This window comes from Ralstonia sp. AU12-08, from assembly GCF_000442475.1.
GTDB classification, from domain to species: Bacteria; Pseudomonadota; Gammaproteobacteria; order Burkholderiales; family Burkholderiaceae; genus Ralstonia; species Ralstonia insidiosa.
In genome coordinates this window covers 539,781-561,548 of the sequence record NZ_ASZV01000047.1, presented here as the reverse complement: position 1 = coordinate 561,548, position 21,768 = coordinate 539,781, and the positions used below count along the sequence as shown (strand labels likewise).

Annotated in this window: 18 protein-coding genes and 1 tRNA gene; 12 read left to right on the top strand and 7 right to left on the bottom strand. The window is 65.6% G+C overall.

What is annotated here, in order from left to right:
• Positions 1 to 85: 85 nt before the first annotated feature.
• On the bottom strand, positions 86 to 1,351 hold the full coding sequence (locus C404_RS54745) for an MFS transporter (RefSeq protein ID WP_021197315.1): 1,266 nt from the start codon (positions 1,349 to 1,351) through the stop codon (positions 86 to 88).
• A gap of 108 nt (positions 1,352 to 1,459) precedes the next feature.
• On the opposite strand from C404_RS54745, the gene C404_RS54740 reads away from it, so the two are divergent.
• The gene (locus tag C404_RS54740; protein WP_021197314.1) at positions 1,460 to 2,176 is read left to right on the top strand and encodes a glutathione S-transferase; all 717 of its coding nucleotides are present in this window, start codon (positions 1,460 to 1,462) and stop codon (positions 2,174 to 2,176) included.
• 64 nt (positions 2,177 to 2,240) lie between these two features.
• Here C404_RS54740 and C404_RS54735 read toward each other — a convergent pair whose 3' ends face one another.
• From C404_RS54735 to C404_RS54730, 3 genes are all read right to left on the bottom strand, one after another.
• On the bottom strand, positions 2,241 to 2,468 hold the full coding sequence (locus tag C404_RS54735) for a hypothetical protein (protein WP_021197313.1): 228 nt from the start codon (positions 2,466 to 2,468) through the stop codon (positions 2,241 to 2,243).
• A 59-nt stretch (positions 2,469 to 2,527) separates the two neighbouring features.
• The gene (locus tag C404_RS0130440; RefSeq protein ID WP_031330115.1) at positions 2,528 to 2,749 is read right to left on the bottom strand and encodes a hypothetical protein; all 222 of its coding nucleotides are present in this window, start codon (positions 2,747 to 2,749) and stop codon (positions 2,528 to 2,530) included.
• A 303-nt stretch (positions 2,750 to 3,052) separates the two neighbouring features.
• On the bottom strand, positions 3,053 to 4,198 hold the full coding sequence (locus tag C404_RS54730; RefSeq protein ID WP_021197311.1) for a cation diffusion facilitator family transporter: 1,146 nt from the start codon (positions 4,196 to 4,198) through the stop codon (positions 3,053 to 3,055).
• A 228-nt stretch (positions 4,199 to 4,426) separates the two neighbouring features.
• On the opposite strand from C404_RS54730, the gene C404_RS54725 reads away from it, so the two are divergent.
• The 6 genes from C404_RS54725 to C404_RS54700 all read left to right on the top strand — a co-directional run bounded on the left by C404_RS54725 (position 4,427) and on the right by C404_RS54700 (position 14,367).
• Complete coding sequence (locus tag C404_RS54725) at positions 4,427 to 5,095, top strand: response regulator transcription factor (protein WP_021197310.1); 669 nt, start codon at positions 4,427 to 4,429, stop codon at positions 5,093 to 5,095.
• Positions 5,096 to 5,110: 15 nt separating this feature from the next.
• Positions 5,111 to 9,466, top strand: coding sequence for an ATP-binding protein (locus C404_RS54720; protein WP_232317424.1), 4,356 nt, complete (start codon positions 5,111 to 5,113; stop codon positions 9,464 to 9,466).
• Positions 9,467 to 9,619: 153 nt separating this feature from the next.
• Complete coding sequence (locus C404_RS54715; protein ID WP_021197308.1) at positions 9,620 to 11,245, top strand: flavin-containing monooxygenase; 1,626 nt, start codon at positions 9,620 to 9,622, stop codon at positions 11,243 to 11,245.
• 299 nt (positions 11,246 to 11,544) lie between these two features.
• Positions 11,545 to 12,435, top strand: a complete 891-nt coding sequence (locus C404_RS54710; protein WP_021197307.1) for an SDR family NAD(P)-dependent oxidoreductase — start codon at positions 11,545 to 11,547, stop codon at positions 12,433 to 12,435.
• A gap of 10 nt (positions 12,436 to 12,445) precedes the next feature.
• Positions 12,446 to 13,474 carry an alpha/beta fold hydrolase gene (locus C404_RS54705; protein ID WP_021197306.1) on the top strand — a complete coding sequence of 343 codons (1,029 nt, stop codon included), beginning with the start codon at positions 12,446 to 12,448 and terminating at the stop codon, positions 13,472 to 13,474.
• Positions 13,471 to 14,367: a metal-dependent hydrolase gene (locus C404_RS54700; RefSeq protein WP_021197305.1), complete on the top strand. Its 897-nt coding sequence runs from the start codon at positions 13,471 to 13,473 to the stop codon at positions 14,365 to 14,367. The genes C404_RS54705 and C404_RS54700 overlap by 4 nt, the downstream gene beginning before the upstream one ends.
• A 91-nt stretch (positions 14,368 to 14,458) precedes the next feature.
• On the opposite strand, the gene C404_RS54695 is transcribed toward C404_RS54700, so the two are convergent.
• On the bottom strand, positions 14,459 to 15,280 hold the full coding sequence (locus C404_RS54695) for a MerR family transcriptional regulator (protein WP_021197304.1): 822 nt from the start codon (positions 15,278 to 15,280) through the stop codon (positions 14,459 to 14,461).
• Positions 15,281 to 15,703: 423 nt separating this feature from the next.
• Here C404_RS54695 and C404_RS54690 point away from each other — a divergent pair, with 423 nt between their 5' ends.
• Positions 15,704 to 16,822, top strand: coding sequence for a hypothetical protein (locus C404_RS54690; RefSeq protein WP_021197303.1), 1,119 nt, complete (start codon positions 15,704 to 15,706; stop codon positions 16,820 to 16,822).
• Complete coding sequence (locus C404_RS54685) at positions 16,819 to 17,892, top strand: hypothetical protein (protein WP_021197302.1); 1,074 nt, start codon at positions 16,819 to 16,821, stop codon at positions 17,890 to 17,892. The genes C404_RS54690 and C404_RS54685 overlap by 4 nt, the downstream gene beginning before the upstream one ends.
• 10 nt (positions 17,893 to 17,902) lie before the next feature.
• On the opposite strand, the gene C404_RS54680 is transcribed toward C404_RS54685, so the two are convergent.
• Both C404_RS54680 and C404_RS54675 read right to left on the bottom strand, forming a co-directional pair.
• Complete coding sequence (locus tag C404_RS54680; RefSeq protein ID WP_031330112.1) at positions 17,903 to 18,325, bottom strand: surface-adhesin E family protein; 423 nt, start codon at positions 18,323 to 18,325, stop codon at positions 17,903 to 17,905.
• A gap of 172 nt (positions 18,326 to 18,497) precedes the next feature.
• Positions 18,498 to 19,388: a c-type cytochrome gene (locus C404_RS54675; protein WP_021197300.1), complete on the bottom strand. Its 891-nt coding sequence runs from the start codon at positions 19,386 to 19,388 to the stop codon at positions 18,498 to 18,500.
• 365 nt (positions 19,389 to 19,753) lie between these two features.
• Here C404_RS54675 and C404_RS54670 point away from each other — a divergent pair.
• From C404_RS54670 to C404_RS54660, 3 genes are all read left to right on the top strand, one after another.
• Positions 19,754 to 19,829 (top strand) — tRNA-Arg (locus C404_RS54670).
• Between the two features lie 192 nt (positions 19,830 to 20,021).
• Positions 20,022 to 21,089 (top strand): histidinol-phosphate transaminase, encoded by a 1,068-nt coding sequence (gene hisC, locus C404_RS54665; protein WP_021197299.1) that lies wholly within the window; start codon positions 20,022 to 20,024, stop codon positions 21,087 to 21,089.
• A 346-nt stretch (positions 21,090 to 21,435) separates the two neighbouring features.
• A complete protein-coding gene (locus C404_RS54660; protein WP_021197298.1) occupies positions 21,436 to 21,747 on the top strand; it encodes a high-potential iron-sulfur protein in 312 nt (103 codons plus the stop codon).
• Positions 21,748 to 21,768: the final 21 nt, after the last annotated feature.

The following is a 21,768-nucleotide window of genomic DNA, read 5'->3' as shown; positions in this document are numbered from 1 at the left end:
TGAGGAAAGCGATCGTGCAGACACAGAACACTGCACCATACCCGAATTCCCTCGCGCCTCACCCGTTGGCGCGGCGCGCGCCACCTCAGCGCTTGGCGCCGGGCGGCAGGGGCGCACGCCGCCACAGCCAGGTGGCCGTACCCAGCGCGCAGAGCATCAGCGCCGTCACCAGCGCCACCACACCGGGCCAACCCCACGGCGCATACAGCTTGCCGCCCTCCGTGCCGATCAAGCTGGACCCAAGGTAGTACGCCAGCAGATACAGCGCCGCCGCCTGCCCCTTGGCCCGCTGCGCACGGCGCCCCACCCAGCCGCTGGCCACCGCGTGCGCACCAAAGAAGCCGAAGGTCAGCAGCGCAATCCCGCCAATCACCAGCACCAGCGGTGCAGCCAGCGTCAGCAGAACGCCCGTTGACATCAACGCCGTGCCTGTCAGCAGCATGCGGCCGCGGCCGTGCCGATCGGCCATGCGCCCGAACCATGCAGACGCCACGATGCCCAGCAGGTACACCATGAAGATGCCCCCAAGCGCCGTCTGGCTCAGGGAATACGGCGCGTCGAGCAGGTGGAAGCTCGCGTAGTTGTAGATCGTGACGAAGCCGCCCATCAGCAGAAAGCCCATGGCGAACAGCGCGCGCAGGCCAGGTTCGCGCAAATGCGCGGCGAGCGTATCGAACAAGTCGCCAAGCGCCACGCCCTTGCGCGGCACAAAACGGCGCGACGGCGGCAGCAGCCAGATGAAGACCAGCGCCGCCACCAGGCACAGCGCGCCGGTCACACCCATGGCGATGCGCCAGCCCGTGTGGTCCGCCACCACGCCGGTCAACACGCGCCCGGCCATCCCGCCGAAAGCCGTGCCGCCCACATACAGGCCCATCGCCATGCCCAGGCCTTGCGGGTGCACCTCTTCGGCCAGGTACGCCATCGCCACGGCCGGCACACCGCCCAGCACGATACCCAGCAACGCACGCGTGACCAGCAGGTCATGCCAGCCTGGCAGCACCGCCGCCAACAAGGTGAGCCCGGAAGACAGCACCAGCGACCCGCCCATCAGCGTCTTGCGGTGGATCGACTCCGACAGCAGCCCCGCAAACAGAATCGCAAACGCCAGCAACAGCGTCGACACCGACAGCACGAGACTCGTCTGCGCGGGTGTGAGGCCAAAATCATGGGCCAGCAACGGCATCAGCGGCTGCACGCAATACAGCAGCGAGAAGGTCGAGAAGCCCGCGGCAAACAGCGCGAGATTGGCGCGCAGATAGCCGGGATGCCCCCGGACCAGCCAGCGGGATGGATCGGCGGGTTCGATGGCGGGCACCGCGGCGGGCGCGCTGGAAGACGGGGCGGTCACAGCAGGGGAATGGGGAACACGCGCAAAAGCAACCACCTATTATCGTTTGCAGCGACCTTTTCTGCTGCGATGCGTCACGCAGCGCCGCCTGCTCTCTTCTGCCCAACCATGGAAACCACGCTCTACTACTGGCCCGAGATCCAGGGCCGCGGTGAATTCATACGCCTCGCGCTCGAACAGGCGGCCGTGCCCTACACCGACCTCGGCCGCGAAGACGAAGCCGCTATCGAAACCTTCCTCGACGATGCCGGGATTACCACGCCACCGTTCGCGCCACCGTTTCTGGTGGTCGGCCCGCTGGTGATTCCGCAGACGGCCAACATCCTGCTCTACCTTGGCCAGCACTACGGCCTGGCCCCGCAGGACGAGGCCGGCGGCCTATGGACGCACAGCCTGCAACTCACCCTTGCCGACTTCGTGGTGGAGATTCACGACACGCACCACCCGATTGCCTCCTGCGAGTACTACGAAGACCAGCAGACCGAAGCGCTGCGCCGCGCACAGGATTTCCTGACCCACCGCGCGCCCAAGTTCCTGCATTACTTCGAGCGCGTGCTCGCTCGCAACCCCGCCGGCCCGACGTGGGCGGTGCGTGATGCGCTCACCTATGTGGATTTGTCGCTGTTCCAGATCGTGGCAGGGCTGCGCTATGCGTTTCCGCGTCACATGCAGCGCTATGAACGCACGCTACCGCATCTCGTGGCGCTGCATGATCGCGTGGCCGCGCAGCCGAACATCGCGGCCTATCTGCAATCGCCGCGGCGCATTCCCTTCAACACGATGGGCATCTTCCGCCACTACCCGGAACTCGATGCGCTGAAATGACAAACCCGGCGCCAGGCCGGGTTCTATCCAACACATGGTGCGCATCTGCGCACTCGCGCAGCACTTACACCCCGATGGGCTGATCCACGTGGCCGAGGCAGAAGCCGCGATGGTCGTGATGCGTACACATCGGCATGACCTCGTAGCCGGCGGCGCGCAGCAGCACCGCGCGAGCAGCCACCTCGACCGGGGGCAGGGGCTGCCCGGTTTCGGTGTCGCGCACCAGCCGGCCGAGTTGGGCAAACGGCTGGCGCAGCAGATGGTCCAGATCCAGCGAACCGCAGTACCGCATCACATCACCTACTAGAAAACGCCTGCGCAGGCCGGCACGACAAGGCCGGTGCGCACAGGTCACATCGATTCGTCCGCCAACTCGGTTTGCACGACCAGCGTCTCGCGCATGCGCGCATAGGCAGCGCGTTGCGCCCAGATGGCATCCGTCAACGCGGCGATCAATGCCTCGCGCGGCAAACTCTCGGGCGACACACCAAACTCCTGCCGTACGGTAGATAGCGCCTCCGTCACTTCACTGCGCCATCGGCGGCTCGACTCACTGCTGACTTGCTGGGTCATGTTGTTCTCGTTGGTCGGTTGTAGCGCGGAGGGCGGCGGGCTTAAGCCCACTCTGACCGTGCTGGAGAAGGGATTGGCGGAATGGGTTCCGCTCTTGCCCATGAGAACGGCAGGTGGGACTGAAACTTGATTGCCACGGCGAGGGGTTAGCACTCACCCTCCCCCGAGCGGGCTCCCCTATTCACGCAGCAACTTCGCCACCTTTGACCCCGTGAGCGGACGCGTGATCACAGAGAAAGGGCTGGCGCAGTTGCGCTTCGATCCAACCAAGGCGCAGCCGGCCAACGCGACCGACCCGTGCCTTTAGTCAGCGCTCAGCACACGCAGGCGTACGAGGCCATCCCAGCGGGCCTGCAGCGCCGCGGCGATGCGAGCGTGCTCTGCGGCCAGCGCGGGCGGCAGGATCAGGTCCATCTCGACCGCGCCATCCACGTAATGCAGCACGCAGTGGCGTGCATCGAGCAGCGTGCCGGCCGGCAGCAGTTGTGCCAGCGCGGCTTGCAGCGCGTCGCGGTCAGGCAACGGCAGTGGATCGGTGGAAACACGCTCACGCGGGTCAACGTGGATCTGCACGTCGAGCACAGCCATGGCGGTGTGTGCGGCCAGCACGCTGGCGCGGGCACGCACGGCGATGGCATGGCCTTCGCTGACCGACACACGCGGGTCCACTTCGATGTGCGCATCCACCAGAGCCTGGTCCCCCGTCACGCGCGTGCGCAGGTCGTGCACGCTGAGCACACCCGGCGTAGCTGCCAGGCTTGCGCGGATGTCCTGTACTTCTGAGGGCGGCAGCGCGCGGTCCATCAGATCGTTGAGCGCCTCCCACGCGAAGCGCAGGCCGACGCGGCCGATCATCAGCCCCACCACGACGGCGGCCAACGGATCCAACCAGTGGTAACCCATCAGGTTGCCCGCCACGCCCACCGCCGCCACCAGTGACGACACCGCATCGGAGCGCGCATGCCACGCATTGGCAATCAGCATGCGCGAGCCAATGCGCTTGGCCACGGCCAGCATGTAGCGAAACAGCCCTTCCTTGGCGGCCAGCGCAATCAGCGCCACCACCAGCGCCAAGCCGTGCACCGGCGCCGGCCCCTGCGGCGAGCGCAGGCTGTCCACGGCCGCCCAGATCATGCCCGCGCCGGCCGCCACCAAGAGCAGGCCCAACCCGAGCGACGCCGCGTTTTCGTAGCGCGCGTGACCGTACTGGTGGTCTTCGTCCGGCCCCTTGTGGCTGTTGCGGTTGGCGATGAAGACGATGCCGTCGGCAATCAGGTCGGACAGCGTGTGCAGACCGTCCGCCACCAGCCCCTGCGAGTGCGACCACAGCCCAGCCGCAATCTGCCCCGCCGAGAGCAGGCAATTGACCCCCGCGCTCACGAGTGTGGAACGTTCAGCGCTCTGCTGGCGCGTGGCAGCCGATGGAGTGGTGGGCAGGTTGGGCGTCATGGCAATCGACAGATTTGGAGCGCGTGCATTGTGCCATGTACAGCGGTACGTCTTCGAGTCAGACGCGCAACCACGTTTGTGACATGTCTTAACGAATTTGCACCAGAAGTGAGCAGATAGCGGCGCATTAATAAGACTTTTCCGATTTTCCCTCGTAGCTGCTTCAGCGATTCTCAGCAATGCGGCAAACAGGTTGCCGCACGTTACGCGCCCTGGAGACTTGTTGATATGCAGCCCCCCATCCAACTCGTGATTGCAGATGACCACCCTGGCGTGGTGGCTGCGGTGCGGCACCTCGTTTCGCGGGTCGACGGCTTCGAGGTGGTGGGAGAAGCCGGCAGCGCGGACGAACTGCTCGCGGTGCTCGGTCGCGTGCGCTGCGACATCGCCATCACCGACTACGCCATGCCTGGCAGCCGCTACGGCGACGGCATCGTCCTGCTCGAATTCCTCGCGCGCCGGCATCCGGACCTGCGCATCATGGTGCTGACCATGCTGGAGACGCGCGCCCTGATGAGCAACATCCTGCGCGCCGGCATCAAGGTCATCGTCAGCAAGGCTGACGAGCCGCGCCACATTCTCGAAGGCGTGCGCGCCGCACTGAGCGACCGCATCTATCTCTCGCCGCAACTCGACGCCCAGCTCATCCGCCGCACGGTCGCACCGGAGCCGGCCGAGAACGACCCAATCAACCTGCTCGGCAAGCGTGAGCTGGAAGTGCTGCGCATGTACGTGACCGGCATGACGGTCAGCGAGATTGCTGTGCGGCTGAACCGCAGCGTCAAGACCATCAGCGCGCAGAAGCAGGCCGGCATGCGCAAGCTCGCGCTGACCACCGAAGCCGCGCTGTTCGACTTTGCCGTGCGGCACGGCTTGCTTGGCACCGCCGAGGGTTAAGTCATGAGCTGGCGCGTGAGGTTCTCCCCCTTGTCGCCCCTGGCGCGGCTGCGCTTGGGCATCGGTGCAGGCCTGCTGGCCTGTGCGGTAGCGCTTGCCTGGCTGAGCAGCGCGGACGAAGCCCATGCGGAGGATGCAGCCCAGGCTGTCCAGCTCTTCCATCAGATGCCGTCCAAGCTCACCGTGGGTGTCATCGGTGAATCGATGATGCCGCTTGAAGGCGTGGCGGGTGACAAGCTCACCGGCTTTTCGGGCGACCTGCTGAGGCAACTGCTGCCGCACGACCGCGTGCGGATCGTGCCACGCGTGTTCAGCCGTCGCGACGAGCTGCTCAACGCCGCGTGCCGAGGCGAGGTCGACATCATCATGAGCGTGGTACCACGCTCGCAGTACGACCGCTGCCTGGAATATTCCGCCCCCTATCTGGAGCGCGCGACCGCCGTGGTTGCCCGCAACGACAGCACTCGGGTTGCACAGGACCCCTTCTTCACAGATGCACGGATCGCGGTCGAACAGGGGTCGCCTCTTGTGGAAGAACTGCCGCGTCAGTACCCGAAAATCCGCGTGCAGACCACGCCCACGGCCACCGATGCGCTCGACGCCGTGCTGCGTGGTGCGGCGGATGCTTACGTCGGCATCACCTACCCAACGCGTGAGTTGATGCTGCAACCGCGCTACCGGCCGTTGTCGATCGTGCAACTCGTCAATCAGCAAGTTGATGCGCTGCACTTTGCGGCACCTCGCGAGCGTGCTGTGCTCGTCCGCTACCTCGACCGCCACCTCGCGCAGTTGCCGGACGCGGCCATGAGTGACCTGCGCGCACGCTGGATCACGCAGGGCGGCGTTTCAACGACGACCCTGCCGCAGTCGGCCAAAGAACGCGCCATGCTGGCATCACTGCCACCGCTGCGCTACGCCGCCGATCCCGACTACATGCCCTACAGCTTCAACGATGCGCGCGGCGAGTTGCAGGGCATCCTGCCCGAGTACCTGAGCTTTCTGTCGCGTACGCTTGGCCTGCGCTTCGAGCGTGTACCGGTGCAGGATTGGTCCGACGCGCTCGCCAAGGCGCGCGCTGGCGAGGTCGATATTCTGCTCGGCCTGTCCGACCAGGATAGCCGCCCACCCGGCTTCATCCTCAGCCAGGCCATTGATGCAACACCCATGGTCGTCGTCGGGCGCAGCGACGCGCTGACGGTGGCCGCGTTGCCCGAGCTCGCAGGCAAGACGGTCGCCCTGCCGCGCAGCGATACGCTGGCCGAAGTGCTGCGCCAGAACATACCGAGAATCCGCGTCGTCACCGCCGCCTCGCCCAGCGACGCGCTCTCTCAGGTCGCCACGGGTCAGGCCGACTTCACCATCGCCAATCTGCCGGTGGTGGACGCGCTGATCCGTCACCACTTTCCGGGCGAGCTGAAGGTCACCGGCTCGGCCAACCTGACGGAGAGCATCGGCGTGGGTGTGTCGGCGCGCTATGCGGCACTCGCACCCCTCTTCAACCGTGCGCTGTTTGCCATGCCCGAGGGGGAGCAGGTCAGCATTCGCAACAAGTGGCTGTCCGTCAGCTATCAGCTGGGTCCATCAGCTTCCGCTGTGTTGTCCAAGTTCGGGCCGGCGGCGACGCTTGTGCTGCTCGCTGTGGTGGCGCTGGTCATCAAGCAATGGCAGTTGCGCCGGGAGAACCGGCAACGTCGATTGGCCGAAGAAACACTCGCCCGCCAGTTGAATTTCCAGCGGGCGCTGATGGAGTCCGTGCCCTTTCCACTGGCTGCCAAGGACGCTCAACATCACTACGTGGCCGTCAATGCCGCCTTCTGCAGCATGTTCGGCCACCCGCGCGAAGCGCTACTGGGGCGCACGCCCGGCGAACTCGGCATGTATTCGGCCAAGAATATGGCCCACCTGTCCGACATCAACCGGCGCGCCCTGGAGACAGACGAAAGCACGCGCGAAGAGATCATCATCACCACGCCCGACGGGCAATCGCGCAACGTGCTGTACTGGGTCGAGCCCTTCCATCTGCGCGAAGGCCAACCCGGCGGCATCATCACCTCGGTGGTCGACATCAGCGAGATTCGCGAGGCTCAGGCGCGCGCCGAGCGCCTGGAACGGCGCCTGCGCGAGGTAACGGAATCGCTGCCGGCGCTGGTCTATCAATTCGAACTGCAACCTGGGGAATCCCAGGGCCGCGGCACCTATGTGGCCGGCAAAGCGTACGAAACCCTGGGTGTGCGCACGGACAACGTGTTGGAGTACCTGTCCACGCCCGAACTTCTGATCCACGAGGATGACCGGGAACGCATGCTGGAGGCGGTACGCATTTCCGCGCAGCAGTTGACGCCGTTCGATCAGCAGTTCCGCCATGTCTGCGACGACGGCTCGATCCGTTGGCTGCATGCGCGCTCGAACCCGCGCCAGGAAGCGGACGGCCGCACAGTCTGGAATGGCTACATGAGCGATGTCACCGTCGAGCGCGAACAGGCCGATGCACTGCAAGCCGCCAAGAACGCGGCCGAATCTGCGTTGCTGGCCAAGGACCGTTTCCTGGCGATGATGAGCCACGAGATCCGCACGCCCATGAACGGCGTGCTGGGGCTGGTCGAGCTGTTGCAGCAGACCAAGCTGGAGGGCGAACAGAAGCAGATGGTGTCGCTGGTGCAGGATTCCGGCCGCGCGCTGCTGCATATCCTGGACGACATCCTCGATTACGCCAAGATCGAGGCCGGGCGCCTGGACATCCTGCCTGTGGACACGGATCTGCGCGAGCTGTTCGACGGTACGGTCGGCTTGCTGGCCAGCCGCGCGCATGAGAAATCGCTGGCGGTGCACGTGGACGTGGCGACCAACGTGCCGGCCACGGTGTCGGTCGACAGCGTGCGCGTGCGGCAGGTGCTGTTCAACCTGCTCTCCAACGCCATCAAGTTCACGGATCGGGGCAGCATCAGCCTCAGGGCCGAATGCACCCGCGTTGACGACGGTGCCGCGCAGATCGCCATCCACGTCACCGACACGGGCATCGGCATCACGCCCGAGGTGCAGGCCACGCTGTTCGCACCGTTCGTACAGGCCGAGCGCTCGACCACGCGCAACTACGGCGGCACCGGCCTGGGCCTGGCGATCTCGCGCCAGCTTGCCGGGCTGATGGGTGGCACGCTCGACATGAGCAGCGCCCCTGGGCGCGGCACGACCATCACGCTGCGGTTGCCGGTGCCGGTCGTGGCGGCCCGCTATGCGCTGCCGCAACTGGCAGGCCGCAGCGTCGCCATTGACGTGGACTCGACCATCGATCAACGCTGCCTCGCGCAATTTGCCGAGGCGGCTGGACTGCGCATCACGTCGGGTGCCCGTGCGGACATTGTCTTCACCACATCGCAGCAGGCACAGCCGGGGGCCATCCGCGTGACGCGCGAGGTGCGCTACGCCAAGCGCGGTGCCGTCCTGAGCGTCAATCCGTTGAGCTGGCTCGCGTTCCTGCACGCCTGCGAACGTGCCCTGCCCCAACCGGAGGCAGCCAAACCGGCCAGTACGCCAGCGGTACCCGCACCGCTCGCGATGCCCAACCAAGCGCTGGGCGCACACATCCTGGTGGCCGAAGACCACCCGATCAACCGCGAGCTGATCGCCAAGCAATTGCGGCTGCTGGGATACCGCGTCACGCTGGCTGAAGACGGCATCGCTGCACTCGAACGCCTGCGCGAAGGCCATTTCGACGCGCTGGTGACCGACTGCCACATGCCGCGCATGGACGGATTCGACTTGGCCGCGCACATCCGCAAGGCGGAACAGGAACGCGCGGATGGATCGCGCCTGCCCATCATCGCCATCACCGCCACCACACTGGCCGAAGAACATGCACGCTGCCGCGTCGTTGGCATGGATGGCAGCCTGCTCAAACCGACCACACTGGCCACCTTGCAGGAAGCGCTATCGGCACTCTGGCCGGCCGCGCCAGGCCCCGAGGACGCGCCCGACGCGGGCGCTGCAGCAGACGACGACGCCTTCGCCGTGTCGCTCGACGATTTGCAGCGCTCGCTGGGCGCAGGGCCGGCCACAGACGGGTTGGTCGAGATCTTCCTGACGTCGCTGGATGACGATGCGCAGCAGTTGCGTCCATTGCTGAAAACCGCCAACCGTAACGCCCTACGCCAATGGGTACACCGCACAGGAGGCGCCCTGGCCTTGCTGCGCAGCCCCTTCGTCGATGCCGAAATGCAGGCCTTTCGCCATGCCATCCACAGCGCAGCCGACGCCGACTTGCGCACGGCAGGCGAGCGTGTGAGGCGATTGCTTGCGCACCTTCAGCGGTTGATGGCAACACTCGAAACCGCCAACCAAGGCGTTGTGCACCGCACGCAAGTGACGGATTCATAAGGAAAATCCGTTTCAAGCGCCTGATGATCCACTTCTAGACGTTCCTTTCCAATCGGTCGATTGACTCGACCGGGGCCGCCTCCTACGATGACATCGATCAATGTCACATTAAGAGGCGCCCATGATGTCATGTGGTGCCCACGGAGACACCACGTGAACGCACGGTCCGATTTTCCTCGCGCCGATTCCTCTGCTACGGCCGCGCACCGCAGCGATGCCCCCGCGCTGGTCGACGTTGCCATCATCGGCACCGGCTTTGCCGGGCTGGGCATGGCGATCCAGCTCAAGCAGCATGGCATCGACAATTTCCTGGTCTTCGAGAAGGCCGGTTCGGTGGGGGGCACGTGGCGCGACAACCACTACCCGGGGTGCGCGTGCGATGTGCAATCGCACCTGTACTCGTTTTCGTTCGCGCCCAATCCGGACTGGTCGCGCATGTATTCGCCGCAGCCAGAAATCCGCGCCTACCTGGAGCGCTGCACCGACGAGTTTGGGGTGCGCCCGCATGTGCGCTTCCACCATGAACTGGCCCGCGCGGCCTTCAACGAAGCGGCCGGCGCGTGGGATCTGGACATGGCCGACGGCCGCCGCTACCGCGCCCGCGTGCTCATCTCGGGCATGGGTGGCCTGAGCCGCCCGTCGTGGCCGAATATTCCCGGCATCGAAACCTTCCAGGGCAAGGCCTTCCACTCGCAGTTGTGGGAACACGACTACGACCTGCGCGGCAAACGCGTCGCCGTGATCGGCACCGGCGCATCCGCCATCCAGTTCGTCCCGCAGATCGCCCCCAAGGCCGGCCGCGTCGATCTGTACCAGCGCACCCCGCCGTGGATCCTGCCCAAGCCCGATCGCAAGGTCTCGCGCGCCGAGCACTGGCTGTTCCGCCACCTGCCCTTCACGCAAAAGCTCATGCGCACCAGCATCTACTGGATGCTCGAATCGCGCGTACTCGGCTTTGTGGTGCACCCCAAGCTGATGAAGGCGGTCGAGCGCATGGCACGCGGCCACATCAAGCGCCGCATTGCGGACCCGGTGCTGCGCAAGAAGGTCACGCCCGACTACACCATCGGCTGCAAGCGCATCCTGATCTCGAACGACTACTACCCGGCACTCACGCGCAAGAACGTCGACGTGATCACCACCGGCATCGCGCGTGTCGAACCCAACGCCATCGTCACCACCGACGGCACGCGGCGCGAAGTCGATTGCCTGATCTTCGGCACGGGTTTCCACGCGACGGACCCGTTCCCGCGCGGCGTGCTGCTCGGCGCCCAAGGCGCGGACATCGTCGACGTGTGGGACAAGCAAGGTGCCGAGGCCTACCTGGGCACGGCGGTGGCGGGCTTCCCGAATTTCTTCATGGTGGTGGGCCCGAACACGGGGCTCGGCCACTCGTCGATGGTGTTCATGATCGAGTCGCAGGTGGCGTACATCGTCGACGCGCTCAAGTCGATGCGCGCACATAACGTCGCCACCATCGACGTGCGCCTCGACGTGCAGCGCCGCTTCAACGACAGCATCCAGAAGCGGCTGTCGAATGCGATCTGGTCGGCCGGCGGCTGCGTGAGCTGGTACCTCGATCCGAAAACCGGCAAGAACACCACGCTATGGCCGGGATTCACATGGCAGTTCCGCCGTGCGACCGCACATTTCCGCCTGGCCGATTACCGCACGCGCCCGATGGCGGTGCCCAAGGGCGTGCCGCTGCGCGTGCCTGCTCGCACGGTGCCCACGGCCGCCGAGAACACCGCCAATGAAGAAGCGCTCGACCGTGTTTAAGACTCCACGCCAACGCAGGCGCCCAGACGGTTTGGCCTTTGACGTTCCTGCCCTATGCGGCGCCTTGAATTTTTGTGAGCGGGCGGAAAAAGGAAGGAGGCTTGTCTGAGCGAAGCGAGTTTGCCTCCTTCCCCGCACGGTCACACAAATTCAAGGAGTGTTTCGCCGCATCGGGCGCGCCTTTCTTTGCTTACTTTCTTTGGCAAGACAAAGAAAGTGAGTCAGCCCCGGCAGGGGATGAAACAAGGGATGCACCACCAGCACGTCCAAGACAAGCAGAAAAAACAGGAGACCCCGTCATGAAGTCATTCAACAACAAGGTTGCCGCCATCACCGGCGCCGCATCGGGCATGGGCCGCACGCTGGCACTGCAGTTGGCACGCGAAGGCTGCCACCTCGCCCTGGCCGATCGCAACGAAGCCGCCCTCGCGCAGACGCTGCAACTGGTGCGCGCACATGAAGGCGACCGCATCCGCGTCACCACCCACGCCGTCGACGTGGCCGACCGCGCCGCCGTCTACCGCTGGGCCGAAGAAGCGGCCGCTGCGCACGGCAAGGTCAACCTGATCTTCAACAACGCGGGCGTGGCGCTGTCCAGCACGATCGAAGGCATGGACGACGACGAGCTGGCCTGGATCATGAACATCAACTTCTGGGGCGTCGTGCACGGTACCAAGGCGTTCCTGCCGCTGATCAAGGCGACGGGCGATGGGCACATCATCAATACGTCGAGCATCTTCGGCATCTTCGCGCAGCCGGGCATGGGCGCGTACAACGCCAGCAAGTACGCCGTGCGCGGCTACACCGAGGCGCTGCGCCAGGAACTGGACCTGATGAACTGCGGCGTCTCTGCCACGTGCGTGCACCCCGGTGGCATCAAGACCAACATCGCCAAGTCGAGCCGCGTGTCACCGAGCATGAACGGCTTCCTCGTCCGCGATGAGCAGCAAGGCAAGGAAGAGTTCGAGAAGTTCTTCATCACCAGCGCCGAAAAGGCTGCCGAAGTGATCCTCGATGGCGTGCGCAAGAACAAGCGCCGTGTGCTGATTGGCCCCGACGCCCACGCTGCTGATGTGATGGCCCGCGTACTGCCCGCCGCGTATCAGGCGCTGGTCGTTCGCGAAGCGCGCCGCACGCGCAAGAAAGCATTGAGCGAAGGCACCGCGCCTGCCACCGCACGCGCCAAGTAGGAGGCTGCCCATGAACACAGCCACCACCGTTGAACGTGAACAATTCGCCAGCCCGCCGCGCGCGAATCTGCTCAACGTTGCACGCGCGATGCTGCGCCCGGGCCGCATCGGCCTGCGCAGCATCGGGCGCGACGTGCTGATCGCTCGCTACGCCAAGCCGCAATCGCGCTACCTGCCGCTGATGGGCACGCGCGTGCATTACACCGATGAAGGCGCCGCCAACGCGGAAGGCACGCTGCTGCTGATCCACGGTTTCGGTGCATCGCTGCATACGTGGGATGGCGTACTGCCGCAACTCACGCGGCGCTATCGCGTGATCCGGCTGGACCTGCCGCCATTCGGCATCACCGGCCCGCTGCGCGACGCGCAAGGCCGCCCGCGTGCGATGGAGCTGCCGCTGTACCGCGACTTCATCGATGCGTTTGTCGACACGCTGGGCCTGTCGAAACTCACACTGATCGGCAACTCGCTCGGCGGCATGGTGTCGTGGGACTTTGCCGTGCGGCATCCAGGCCGCGTGGAGAAACTCGTGCTGATCGACTCAGCCGGCTTCCCGATGAAGCTGCCGATCTACATCGACCTGTTCAACCACCTCGGCGTGCGGCTGACGTCTCCGTGGATGCTGCCCGAGGGCATCATCCGCGCCGCCACGCGCGATGTGTATGGCGACCCGTCGCGCGTGTCCGAACCCACGCTGCGCCGCTATGCCGATTTCTTCTACGCCGAAGGCGCCCGCCAGGCCATCGGCAAGATGGTGCCGAAGTTCCGCTTTGACGATGTCGATACCAGCGGGCTGGCCTCGATCCGAGTGCCCACGCTCATTTTGTGGGGCCAGCGCGACCGGTGGATCCCGCCCGCGCATGCCGGTGAATTTGCCCGCCGCATTCCCGGCGCCACGCTGCGCATGTATCCGGCGCTCGGCCATATCCCGATGGAGGAAGACCCCGTGCGCGTGGGGACCGACCTCTGTGCATTTCTAGACCAAGGCAGAGCGGCAAGCCGCCTCGCAGAAACCACATTCCAGGAGAACCGCCCATGATGCCAGTCCGCCGCGACGTGCATCCTCACCTGCCCGCTGATCGCATCAGCAACTGGCACGAGCGAGGCACGCACGTCACCCACTTCCTGAACGCGCTGTCGATCTTCTTCCCGACCGGCGAGCGCTTCTTCATGGACAGCGTGCGCAACTACCGCCATCTGGTGACCGACCCCGAGCTCAAGCAGGCCGTGGCCGGCTTCATCGGCCAGGAAGCCATGCACACGCGCGAGCACGTGCTGTACAACGACCTGCTCGACCGCGCCGGCCTGCCCGCCAACCGCATCGACCGCTTTGTCGGCAAGTTCCTGAACGTGCTGCGCAAGTTCACGCCCAAGTCGCACCAACTGGCCGTGACGGTGGCGCTGGAACACTACACCGCCATGCTGGCCAACCAGGTGCTGAGCCATGAAGACGGCCTGGGCCGTAACTCCGAGCCCGGCTACCGCCAGGTCTGGTTGTGGCATGCCATGGAAGAGACCGAACACAAGGCCGTGAGCTACGACGTGTGGAACCTCGCCATCAAGCCGGGCCTGCGCCGCTACATCCTGCGCACCTCGGTCATGCTGACCACCACGGTGCTGTTCTGGTCGATGGTGTTCTACGTGCACCTGCGGCTGATCTTTGCGGATCGCACCTGCAAGAACAAGTTCTTCGGCCTGGGCAAAGCGTTCCACTTCCTGTGGATTCACCCCGCGCCGCTGCGCAAGATCATTCCGGAGTTCTTCGATTTCTTCCGGCCGTCCTTCCACCCGTGGGATGAAGACAATCGCGCAGCACTTGAGCGCCTGCCCAAGCTGATCTCGGAGATTGAAGCGTACGCCGCCGCCAATGGCGAGGCGCCGTCACCGTCGATCCGGCGCAAGCTGTCGACGGCGGGTGCAGCCGGGTCCTGAGCAGGCATTCAAAACACCTGCGGTACCAGCTGCATCGGGATCAAACTAGAAACAGAGAAAGCGCGCCCCACGCATGGGCGCGCCGGAGACACTAACCCTTGTCCGACGCGGGCGGCTGGCCCGGCGGCTCGTGCAGATGCTCGATGACCTGCGCCACGCGGTCGCCCAGGTACTTGTTGGCGGCGATCTCGAGCGCACGCATCAGCTCGGCCTCGACTGCCACCAGCGCCAGCGGGCGGATGCGCCAGATCACGTCAACCAGGCGCGGCACGTCCTCGACCGGCGGCAGTTGGCCTTCGCCGTACCGGTCGAGCTCGCGCACGACCATGGAGACGAGATCGTCGGCCACGGCCTGCGTATGCGGACGGGCCCGCTCGAGAATGTCGAGCACTTCAACCAACGGGAAACCGGCTTTCGCCATTTGCGCGCCGGCCAGCAATGCTTTGGGGCTGCGGGCCAGATAGCCCAGGCCATCGGGCTGCAGCATGCCAAGCGAGATGGCACGGGCCAGCGCCTGGCGCGACATGGAGCGGCCGAACAGCTTGGCCAGCGCCAGCAGCGAGAAATGCTTGGGCTGCTCATCCGACCACGGGCTACTGATGGCGGATTCGAGCCCAAGGATGGAGCGCAGGTCGTGGCCCTCGACGATGGCCTTGAGCAGTTCCTGGATGTTGGCGAGCGTGTAGCCGCGTGCCAGCAGGTGGTTGATGAGCTTGAGCCGCCCGAGATGCGCCTGCGTGTAGATGCCCACGCGCCCGCGCCGCTCAGGCGGATCGATCAGCCCACGGTCCTGGTACGAGCGGACGTTGCGGACAGTGGTCTCGGCCGCGCGCGCGAGTTCATCGATGGTGAATTCGCGGACGGGCGGAGTGGCGGGCGGACCGGCATCGCCGGTTGGTTTGCGGGCAGGCATGCAAAAAATTCTACACGAGCGCGGCAACATAGCCGCGCCAGGTTGCCGGACGGTTCCGGTGCTTTTCTCACGACGAGGAGACCGTCGATGTGGGACTTGATCTTGTATTGCGTGCGCGTCTGGCAGTCCGTTAGTGCTGAGGGTGCATCCCCCGTTTCGTCCCCTGCCGGGGCCGACTCCCTTTCTTTGTCTTGCCAAAGAAAGGAAGCAAAGAAAGGCGCGCCCGAGATGGCGACCCCTCCCTTGAATTTCTGTCGCAGGGAGGGGAAGGGAAAAACTCGCTTCGCTCAGACAGTTCCCCTTCCTTTTTCCTCCCTGCAACAGAAATTCAAGGCGCCATCTAGGGCAGGGTACGGCCAAACCCACTCAACGCACGCGTGGGCGCAAGCGCGAACATCCTGGGAACGTAAGCGGGCTCCATGGATGCTCCGGGCTGCGGGCATCGCTTGTACGGCACTGCTGTTACAAAGCTGCGCCAGCGCCGGTGACGGCCACGGCGGTATCGAAGCGGCCAAGGCCAAGCAACTGGAAGACGCCCGCCAGCAGGCGCGTGCCCCATTCCAGGCCGGCAATCTCGCCACGCGCGAAGTCCGCCCGACCACGCTGCGCGACTCCGGCCAGCCTGATGCCATCTCGTACCTGCGCCACGTGGATTTCCGCTTCGACGGCGGCGTCGGTTTCCTGGTTGACCAGCTCGCGCTGCGCATGGTGCCGCGCCAGCCGGGCGATCCGGTTTGGCTCGACGATGTGTCGTCGTACACGCTGCAGCCTGTGAGCGGCACGGTGCGCGTGAGCGCCGACAGCATGGCGGCGCTGTTCAACACGGTGGTGTTCGCGCGCGGGCAAGGCAGCGACCCACCGCTGCGGCGCTTCAGCTTCACCCTGGACGACGGCACGCTCGACATGCGCGCCGAGATGCGCCGCCGCGGCGCCTGGGTGCCGATCGAGCTGCGCGGCCCGCTCGTGCTGCGCGATCCGCAAACCATCGTGTTCCGCCCCAACGTGGTCAAGGTGCAGGGCCAGGATGCCGGCGCGCTGATGGGCGCCGCGCATATCGAACTGGCCGACCTGCTGCCGGTGTCCACGCCGGCCGTGCAGCTCACGGGCAGCGAGATCGTCATGCAGGTGCCCAAGCTGTTCCCGCCGCCCGCGCTGGACCTGAAGGTCTCCGCCATCCGCGTCACGCGCGATGGGCTCGTCATGCAGATCGGCGATGGCAACCCGCAGATGCCGCCACTGGCCAACGCAGCCGATGCGCAGCGTCCGTACATCCTCTTCCGCGGCGGCGACATCCGCTTCCTGCGCTCGATGCCGATGAACGCGCGCATCGACATCGTCGTTGCCGATCCGGCCAAACCCTTCGTGTTCAACCTGTACCGCTATCGGGATCAGCTCGTTGCCGGTTCGCTGCGCTTTTCGCCGGATGGCAGCATTCGCGTGCTGATGCCGTCATTCGACACGCTCGCCGTGGCCCGCGCAGGCAAACCGCCCGCCGGCTCCGCCAAACCCGTTATGCAACTCGCCAAGAGGACCGCGCCATGATCGCCCCCGCCATCGCTCTTGCCGTCCTCACGTTGCGCCTGGCGTTGCTGGCGCTGGGGCTCGCAGGTCTGCTGGCCAGCACGCTTGCGCGCGCGGCCGAGCCCCCCATGGCGAGCGCCCAGCGCAAGGAACTCAGCACGGTCCGCCAGCAGTGGGCCCAGCGCTGCCAGCCGACCTCTGGTGCAGCCAACGCCAACGGCGCCATTGCGGTGCGCGACTCCCGCTCCGCGCCCCCCGTCGTGCAGATGCGCGACGTCGATTTCCGCATCACCGGCGACATCGGCTTCCACGTGCATCAACTCACCGCGCAGCTCGTGCCGCACACGCCCGGCCAGCCCGTCGACATGGACGATCCGAGCCAGTTCGACATCCGCATCCTCGGCGGCGAGGTGACGGTGCCCAAGGCGTCGCTCGATGCGCTGTTCAACACGTACCTGCTGGACTACGCGCCGCGCTCGCTCAACGCGCTGTCGCTCACACCGGGCGACGGCGTGCTCGACGTGTCGGGTGGGCTCAAGTTGCGCAACCACTTTCCGGGCGTGTGGATGCCGTTTGGCATGCGTGGCACCCTCCAGCTCAAGGAATCGCGCTACCTCGTCTACACACCAAGCGAAGCGCGTGTCATGGGCGTCCAGACGCTGGCGATGCTCAAGGGGATGGGGCTAGAGTTGTCGCAGTTGGCACCGCTCGATCGTGGTGGCGCCAAGCTGGACGGCAACGCGATGGTGCTGGACCAGACCACGGTGTTCCCGCCGCCGCGCCTGCTCGGCCAGATGCAGACCGCACGCGTCACACCCGATGGCCTGGTGCTCGGCTTCGGCCCGGCGCCGTCCATGTGCGCGCCGGCCCCAACCGACGCCGGCAGCCGCATCTGGATCCAGTCGGGTGACCTGAAGATGTACAATGTGCTGGTGACCAACAGCCGCGTGCTCGTCACCGACACCTCAACGCGCGGGCCGCTGCGCTTTGACCTGTACCACTACCGCGAGGCCGCCGCGCGCGGCACCACCCGCATGGATGCGGACGGCACGCTGCGCGTCGACCTGGCGCCGGCAGCAACCGTGCAGTAACGCAACGCGCCTACTTCAGCAGGCAGACCGCGCGCAGCACGGCCTCACCTTCCGTGCTCGGTGCGACGGGCTCCCAGCGGGGGTTGTCGATGTTCTTGGAGAGGATGGTGCCGTGCTGGCTGTCCTGGATCAGTGCGCTGACCGGCAGGACGCGCTCGTTCGTGCAGTCGTAGACCGACGTGCGTGAATCGTATTGGTACGGTTCGCCATCGGCGAGTTTGCGCGGCGTGTCATAGGCATCGCGCGAAGTGGCACGCACGGTGCCGTCGTTGTTGCGCTCGATGGAATCTTTGTCGAGGTAGAGCGTGCCGGCGTTGTCGGCCAGCGGGGTCAGCTTGACCCAGTTGTCGGCCGCCATGGCAGTCGCGCTACAGAGCAACAGGGCGAACGCCGCCCAGTAGCAATCGGCCAATACCCTTCGATCCCTTCGCATGGCAACCTCCGTTTGCGTCAACCTGGGCGCGCGCGAAGCGATACCGCCTGGCGGCACCAGGCCCCGCACTTCCAGCATAGGTGAGCAATCGGCACGCCACGGGGCGCCTGCTTTGGCAGGCAACAAAAAAGCCCGCGTGTGGCGGGCTTCTTCGTGAAACGAGAGTGACGACTTACTTGGCTGCAGCGGCCATGTAGTCGACGGCGGCCTTCACGTCGTCGTCGGAGCCGGCGTAGGTGCCCTTGGGCGGCATCGCGCCCTTGCCGTGCAGCGCGATGTCGTACATCTTGGCCTTGCCTTCGGCAATGCGCGGGGCCCAGGCAGCCTTGTCGCCAAACTTGGGGGCGCCGGCCACACCTGCTGCGTGGCACATCTGGCAGGTCGAGTCGTAGACCTTCTTGCCGACGTCGCCCGTCGAAGCCTGCGGTGCAGCGGCGGCAGCCGGAGCGGCCGGCGCAGCAGCCGGTGCCGGTGCTGCTGCGGCAGCGGGTGTTGCTGCCGGTGCCGCGGCTTCCGGTGCCGGGGCAGCCGCCGTTGCAGCGGCGCCACCTGCCGGTGCAGCCGGCTCCTGCAGCTTGCCGCCGCCGGAGTTGGCCATGTAGACGATGGCGCGTTCGATTTCGTAGTCGCTCACGTCGTCAGGCGACGTGCCGCCGCGCGCGGGCATCCCGCCCTTGCCGGCTAGCGCAACCTTGGTCAGGCCGTCCAGGCCTTGCGACAGGCGCGGGCCCCAACTGGCCGCATCCCCAAATTTGGGTGCACCAGCCACGCCAGCGGCATGGCAGGTCGCGCAGACGTCCTTGTAGAGCTGCTCGCCCGTCTTGAAGACGCGCGGCGCGTTCGGGTCTTTCAGGTCGAGCTGCGCAACGGGCTTGATGCGGTCGTTGACGGCCTCTTCGGACATGCCCGAGCTGCCAGCGCCTTCCTTGACGCCCATGCCAACGTAATTGGCCAGCAGGATGATGATGAGGATGGGAACGGCAAAGGCGGCGATCACCGCGATGATCAACTGCTTGGGGGTCTTGATCAGGGGCTCGTGTTCGTCGTGCTGCGCGTCGCTCATGCTCAACTCTCAGGATGGTGGAACCGCTCTTGAAGCCTCAGAGCGCCACCGGCACGAGTCGTAAGCATCGCCGGCAGTGCGTGAGGCCCCGTGGGGCCGCAATGAGGGCAGGAAGACCTTGGGTCGTGCCCCATTGGCCCGAACAGACCTGTCCCCGCTTGTTTTTCTGGCAAATGACGGGCGATTATATCCGCAATGCCAAGCCGTTTGACACGCGGGAGAGCCCTAGGCAGCGCTTTTCGACCTGCGTCAAAAACCGCTGGAAACGGTATTGCGCGGGGCGTCGCGACCTGGCTGCGATGGACGCCTGAACGCAAATACGTTATCCTGCGGGGCTTATCTTTCGGCGCGTTCTGTGCCGATATGCGCCCGTAGCTCAATGGATAGAGTACTGCCCTCCGAAGGCAGGGGTTGCTGGTTCGATCCCAGCCGGGCGCGCCAAACACTCACCGAATTGCGCAAAATGTTGGGGCGGTCCTGCGCCCGAGTCACGTTTCTGCCGCAATCCATGGCGTCGCCGCCAAATACGGTGCAAGACAGGATCAAGCCCCGCCCCGCGCGCTTTCGCGATCCCCAATTCCGTCGATCGCAGATCAGGCACGCTGGGGAACATCACCCGTCAGGAGTCGAGCAGTGAGCCGTTACTGGAGCGATGTGGTTCAGCAACTTGTGCCGTATGTCCCGGGTGAACAACCCGCGCTGGCGCACCCGGTCAAGCTGAACACCAACGAGAACCCCTACCCACCGTCGCCGCGCGTGGTTGAGGCCATCGCCCGTGAACTGGGCGACACGGGCAACAGCCTGCGCCGCTATCCCGATCCGCTGTCGCGCCGGCTGCGCGAGACGGTCGCCGCGCATCACGGCTTGCAGCCCGAGCAGGTGTTTGCAGGCAACGGCTCGGACGAAGTGCTGGCGCACGTATTCCAAGCGCTGCTCAAGCACGACAAGCCGCTGCGTTTTCCCGACATCTCGTACAGCTTCTACCCGACCTACGCGCGGCTGTACGGCGTGCAGTGCAAGGTGATTCCGCTGGCCGACGATTTTTCGATCGATGCCGACGACTATCTGGGCGACGCGGGCGGTGTGCTGTTCCCGAACCCGAACGCGCCGACCGGCCATGCGTTGCCGCTGGCAGAGATCGAGCGGATCGTCGCGGCCAACCCGTCGTCGGTGGTGGTGATTGACGAAGCGTATGTGGATTTCGGTGCCCAGTCGGCGGTCTCGCTCGTCGACCGCTATCCGAATCTGCTGGTCGTGCATACGACGTCCAAGTCCCGCTCGCTCGCCGGCATGCGGGTCGGCTTTGCATTTGGCCATGCAACGCTCATCGAAGCGCTCAACCGCGTGAAGGACAGCTTCAACTCGTACCCACTGGACCGCCTCGCCCAAGTGGCAGCCCAGGCGGCTTACGAAGACGACGCCTACTTCCGCACCACCTGCGCGCGCGTGATCGCCAGCCGCGATCGGCTGACACAAGCCCTGCACGCCCTGGGGTTCGAGGTCGTGCCGTCGGCCGCGAACTTCGTCTTCGCACGGCATCCGGCACACGATGCCGCCACGCTGGCGGCGCACCTGAAAGCGCAGGAAATCTTTGTGCGTCATTTCAAGCTGCCGCGCATCGACCAGCATCTGCGCATCACCGTCGGCAGCGATAGCGAATGCGACACATTCATCGAGGCGCTGCGCGACCTGCTGGCCTGACCCCTGCGACAAATTGCCATCCCCGGCGGGCAAGCGTCGGCAGCCTCGATGGGACAGTCCGCCAGATGGGGGATAGCAAGCCCCATTGCCGCGCAATTCCTCAGCCACACGGCCTATCTGCACACTTTCGCTGACTGCATTACCAACCAGCGAAGTCAGTGATTACTGCACGCAGGTATGGGGAACATTGACCAGACGCAGGTGCCTCCCGCCGATTGCTGTGCCAGAATGCACGAGCGGGAAAATGGCGCGCCGACGCCGTCCGCTGTCCCCTAGGGCGAGCCGGTGCGTGAGCACCAGCGCGGCACGGGACGCCACACAACACACTCCCACAAAAGGAATCAGCATGTCCAATCGTCGTCAATTCCTGAAGAGCATCCCGATCGTGGCCGCCGCTGGCGCCGTCATGTCGATGTCGGATCTGGCTCTGGCAGCACCGATGGTGGCGGAGACCGACCCGCAAGCCGCCGCCCTCGGCTACAAGGCCGACACCACCAAGGTCGATAAGGCCAAGTTCCCGAAGCACGCAGCAGATCAACACTGCGGCAACTGCGCCCTGTACCAAGGCGGCACCGCAGCACAAGGCGGCTGCCCGCTGTTCGCCGGCAAGGACGTTGCCAACAAGGGCTGGTGCAGCGCCTGGGCGAAGAAGGCCTAAGCTACACAGGCTGGCCACTCG

What these genes read in the sequence shown, in the direction of transcription:
- C404_RS54700 (WP_021197305.1), top strand. Translation starts at nt 13,471, where the DNA reads ATGATGCCAGTCCGCCGCGACGTGCATCCTCACCTGCCCGCTGATCGC.
- C404_RS54710 (WP_021197307.1), top strand. Translation starts at nt 11,545, where the DNA reads ATGAAGTCATTCAACAACAAGGTTGCCGCCATCACCGGCGCCGCATCG.
- C404_RS54690 (WP_021197303.1), top strand. Translation starts at nt 15,704, where the DNA reads ATGCTCCGGGCTGCGGGCATCGCTTGTACGGCACTGCTGTTACAAAGC.
- C404_RS54735 (WP_021197313.1), bottom strand. Translation starts at nt 2,468, where the DNA reads ATGCGGTACTGCGGTTCGCTGGATCTGGACCATCTGCTGCGCCAGCCG.
- C404_RS54695 (WP_021197304.1), bottom strand. Translation starts at nt 15,280, where the DNA reads ATGCCTGCCCGCAAACCAACCGGCGATGCCGGTCCGCCCGCCACTCCG.
- C404_RS54685 (WP_021197302.1), top strand. Translation starts at nt 16,819, where the DNA reads ATGATCGCCCCCGCCATCGCTCTTGCCGTCCTCACGTTGCGCCTGGCG.
- C404_RS54725 (WP_021197310.1), top strand. Translation starts at nt 4,427, where the DNA reads ATGCAGCCCCCCATCCAACTCGTGATTGCAGATGACCACCCTGGCGTG.
- C404_RS54705 (WP_021197306.1), top strand. Translation starts at nt 12,446, where the DNA reads ATGAACACAGCCACCACCGTTGAACGTGAACAATTCGCCAGCCCGCCG.
- C404_RS54675 (WP_021197300.1), bottom strand. Translation starts at nt 19,388, where the DNA reads ATGAGCGACGCGCAGCACGACGAACACGAGCCCCTGATCAAGACCCCC.
- C404_RS54740 (WP_021197314.1), top strand. Translation starts at nt 1,460, where the DNA reads ATGGAAACCACGCTCTACTACTGGCCCGAGATCCAGGGCCGCGGTGAA.
- C404_RS54660 (WP_021197298.1), top strand. Translation starts at nt 21,436, where the DNA reads ATGTCCAATCGTCGTCAATTCCTGAAGAGCATCCCGATCGTGGCCGCC.
- C404_RS54680 (WP_031330112.1), bottom strand. Translation starts at nt 18,325, where the DNA reads ATGCGAAGGGATCGAAGGGTATTGGCCGATTGCTACTGGGCGGCGTTC.
- C404_RS54730 (WP_021197311.1), bottom strand. Translation starts at nt 4,198, where the DNA reads ATGACGCCCAACCTGCCCACCACTCCATCGGCTGCCACGCGCCAGCAG.
- C404_RS0130440 (WP_031330115.1), bottom strand. Translation starts at nt 2,749, where the DNA reads ATGACCCAGCAAGTCAGCAGTGAGTCGAGCCGCCGATGGCGCAGTGAA.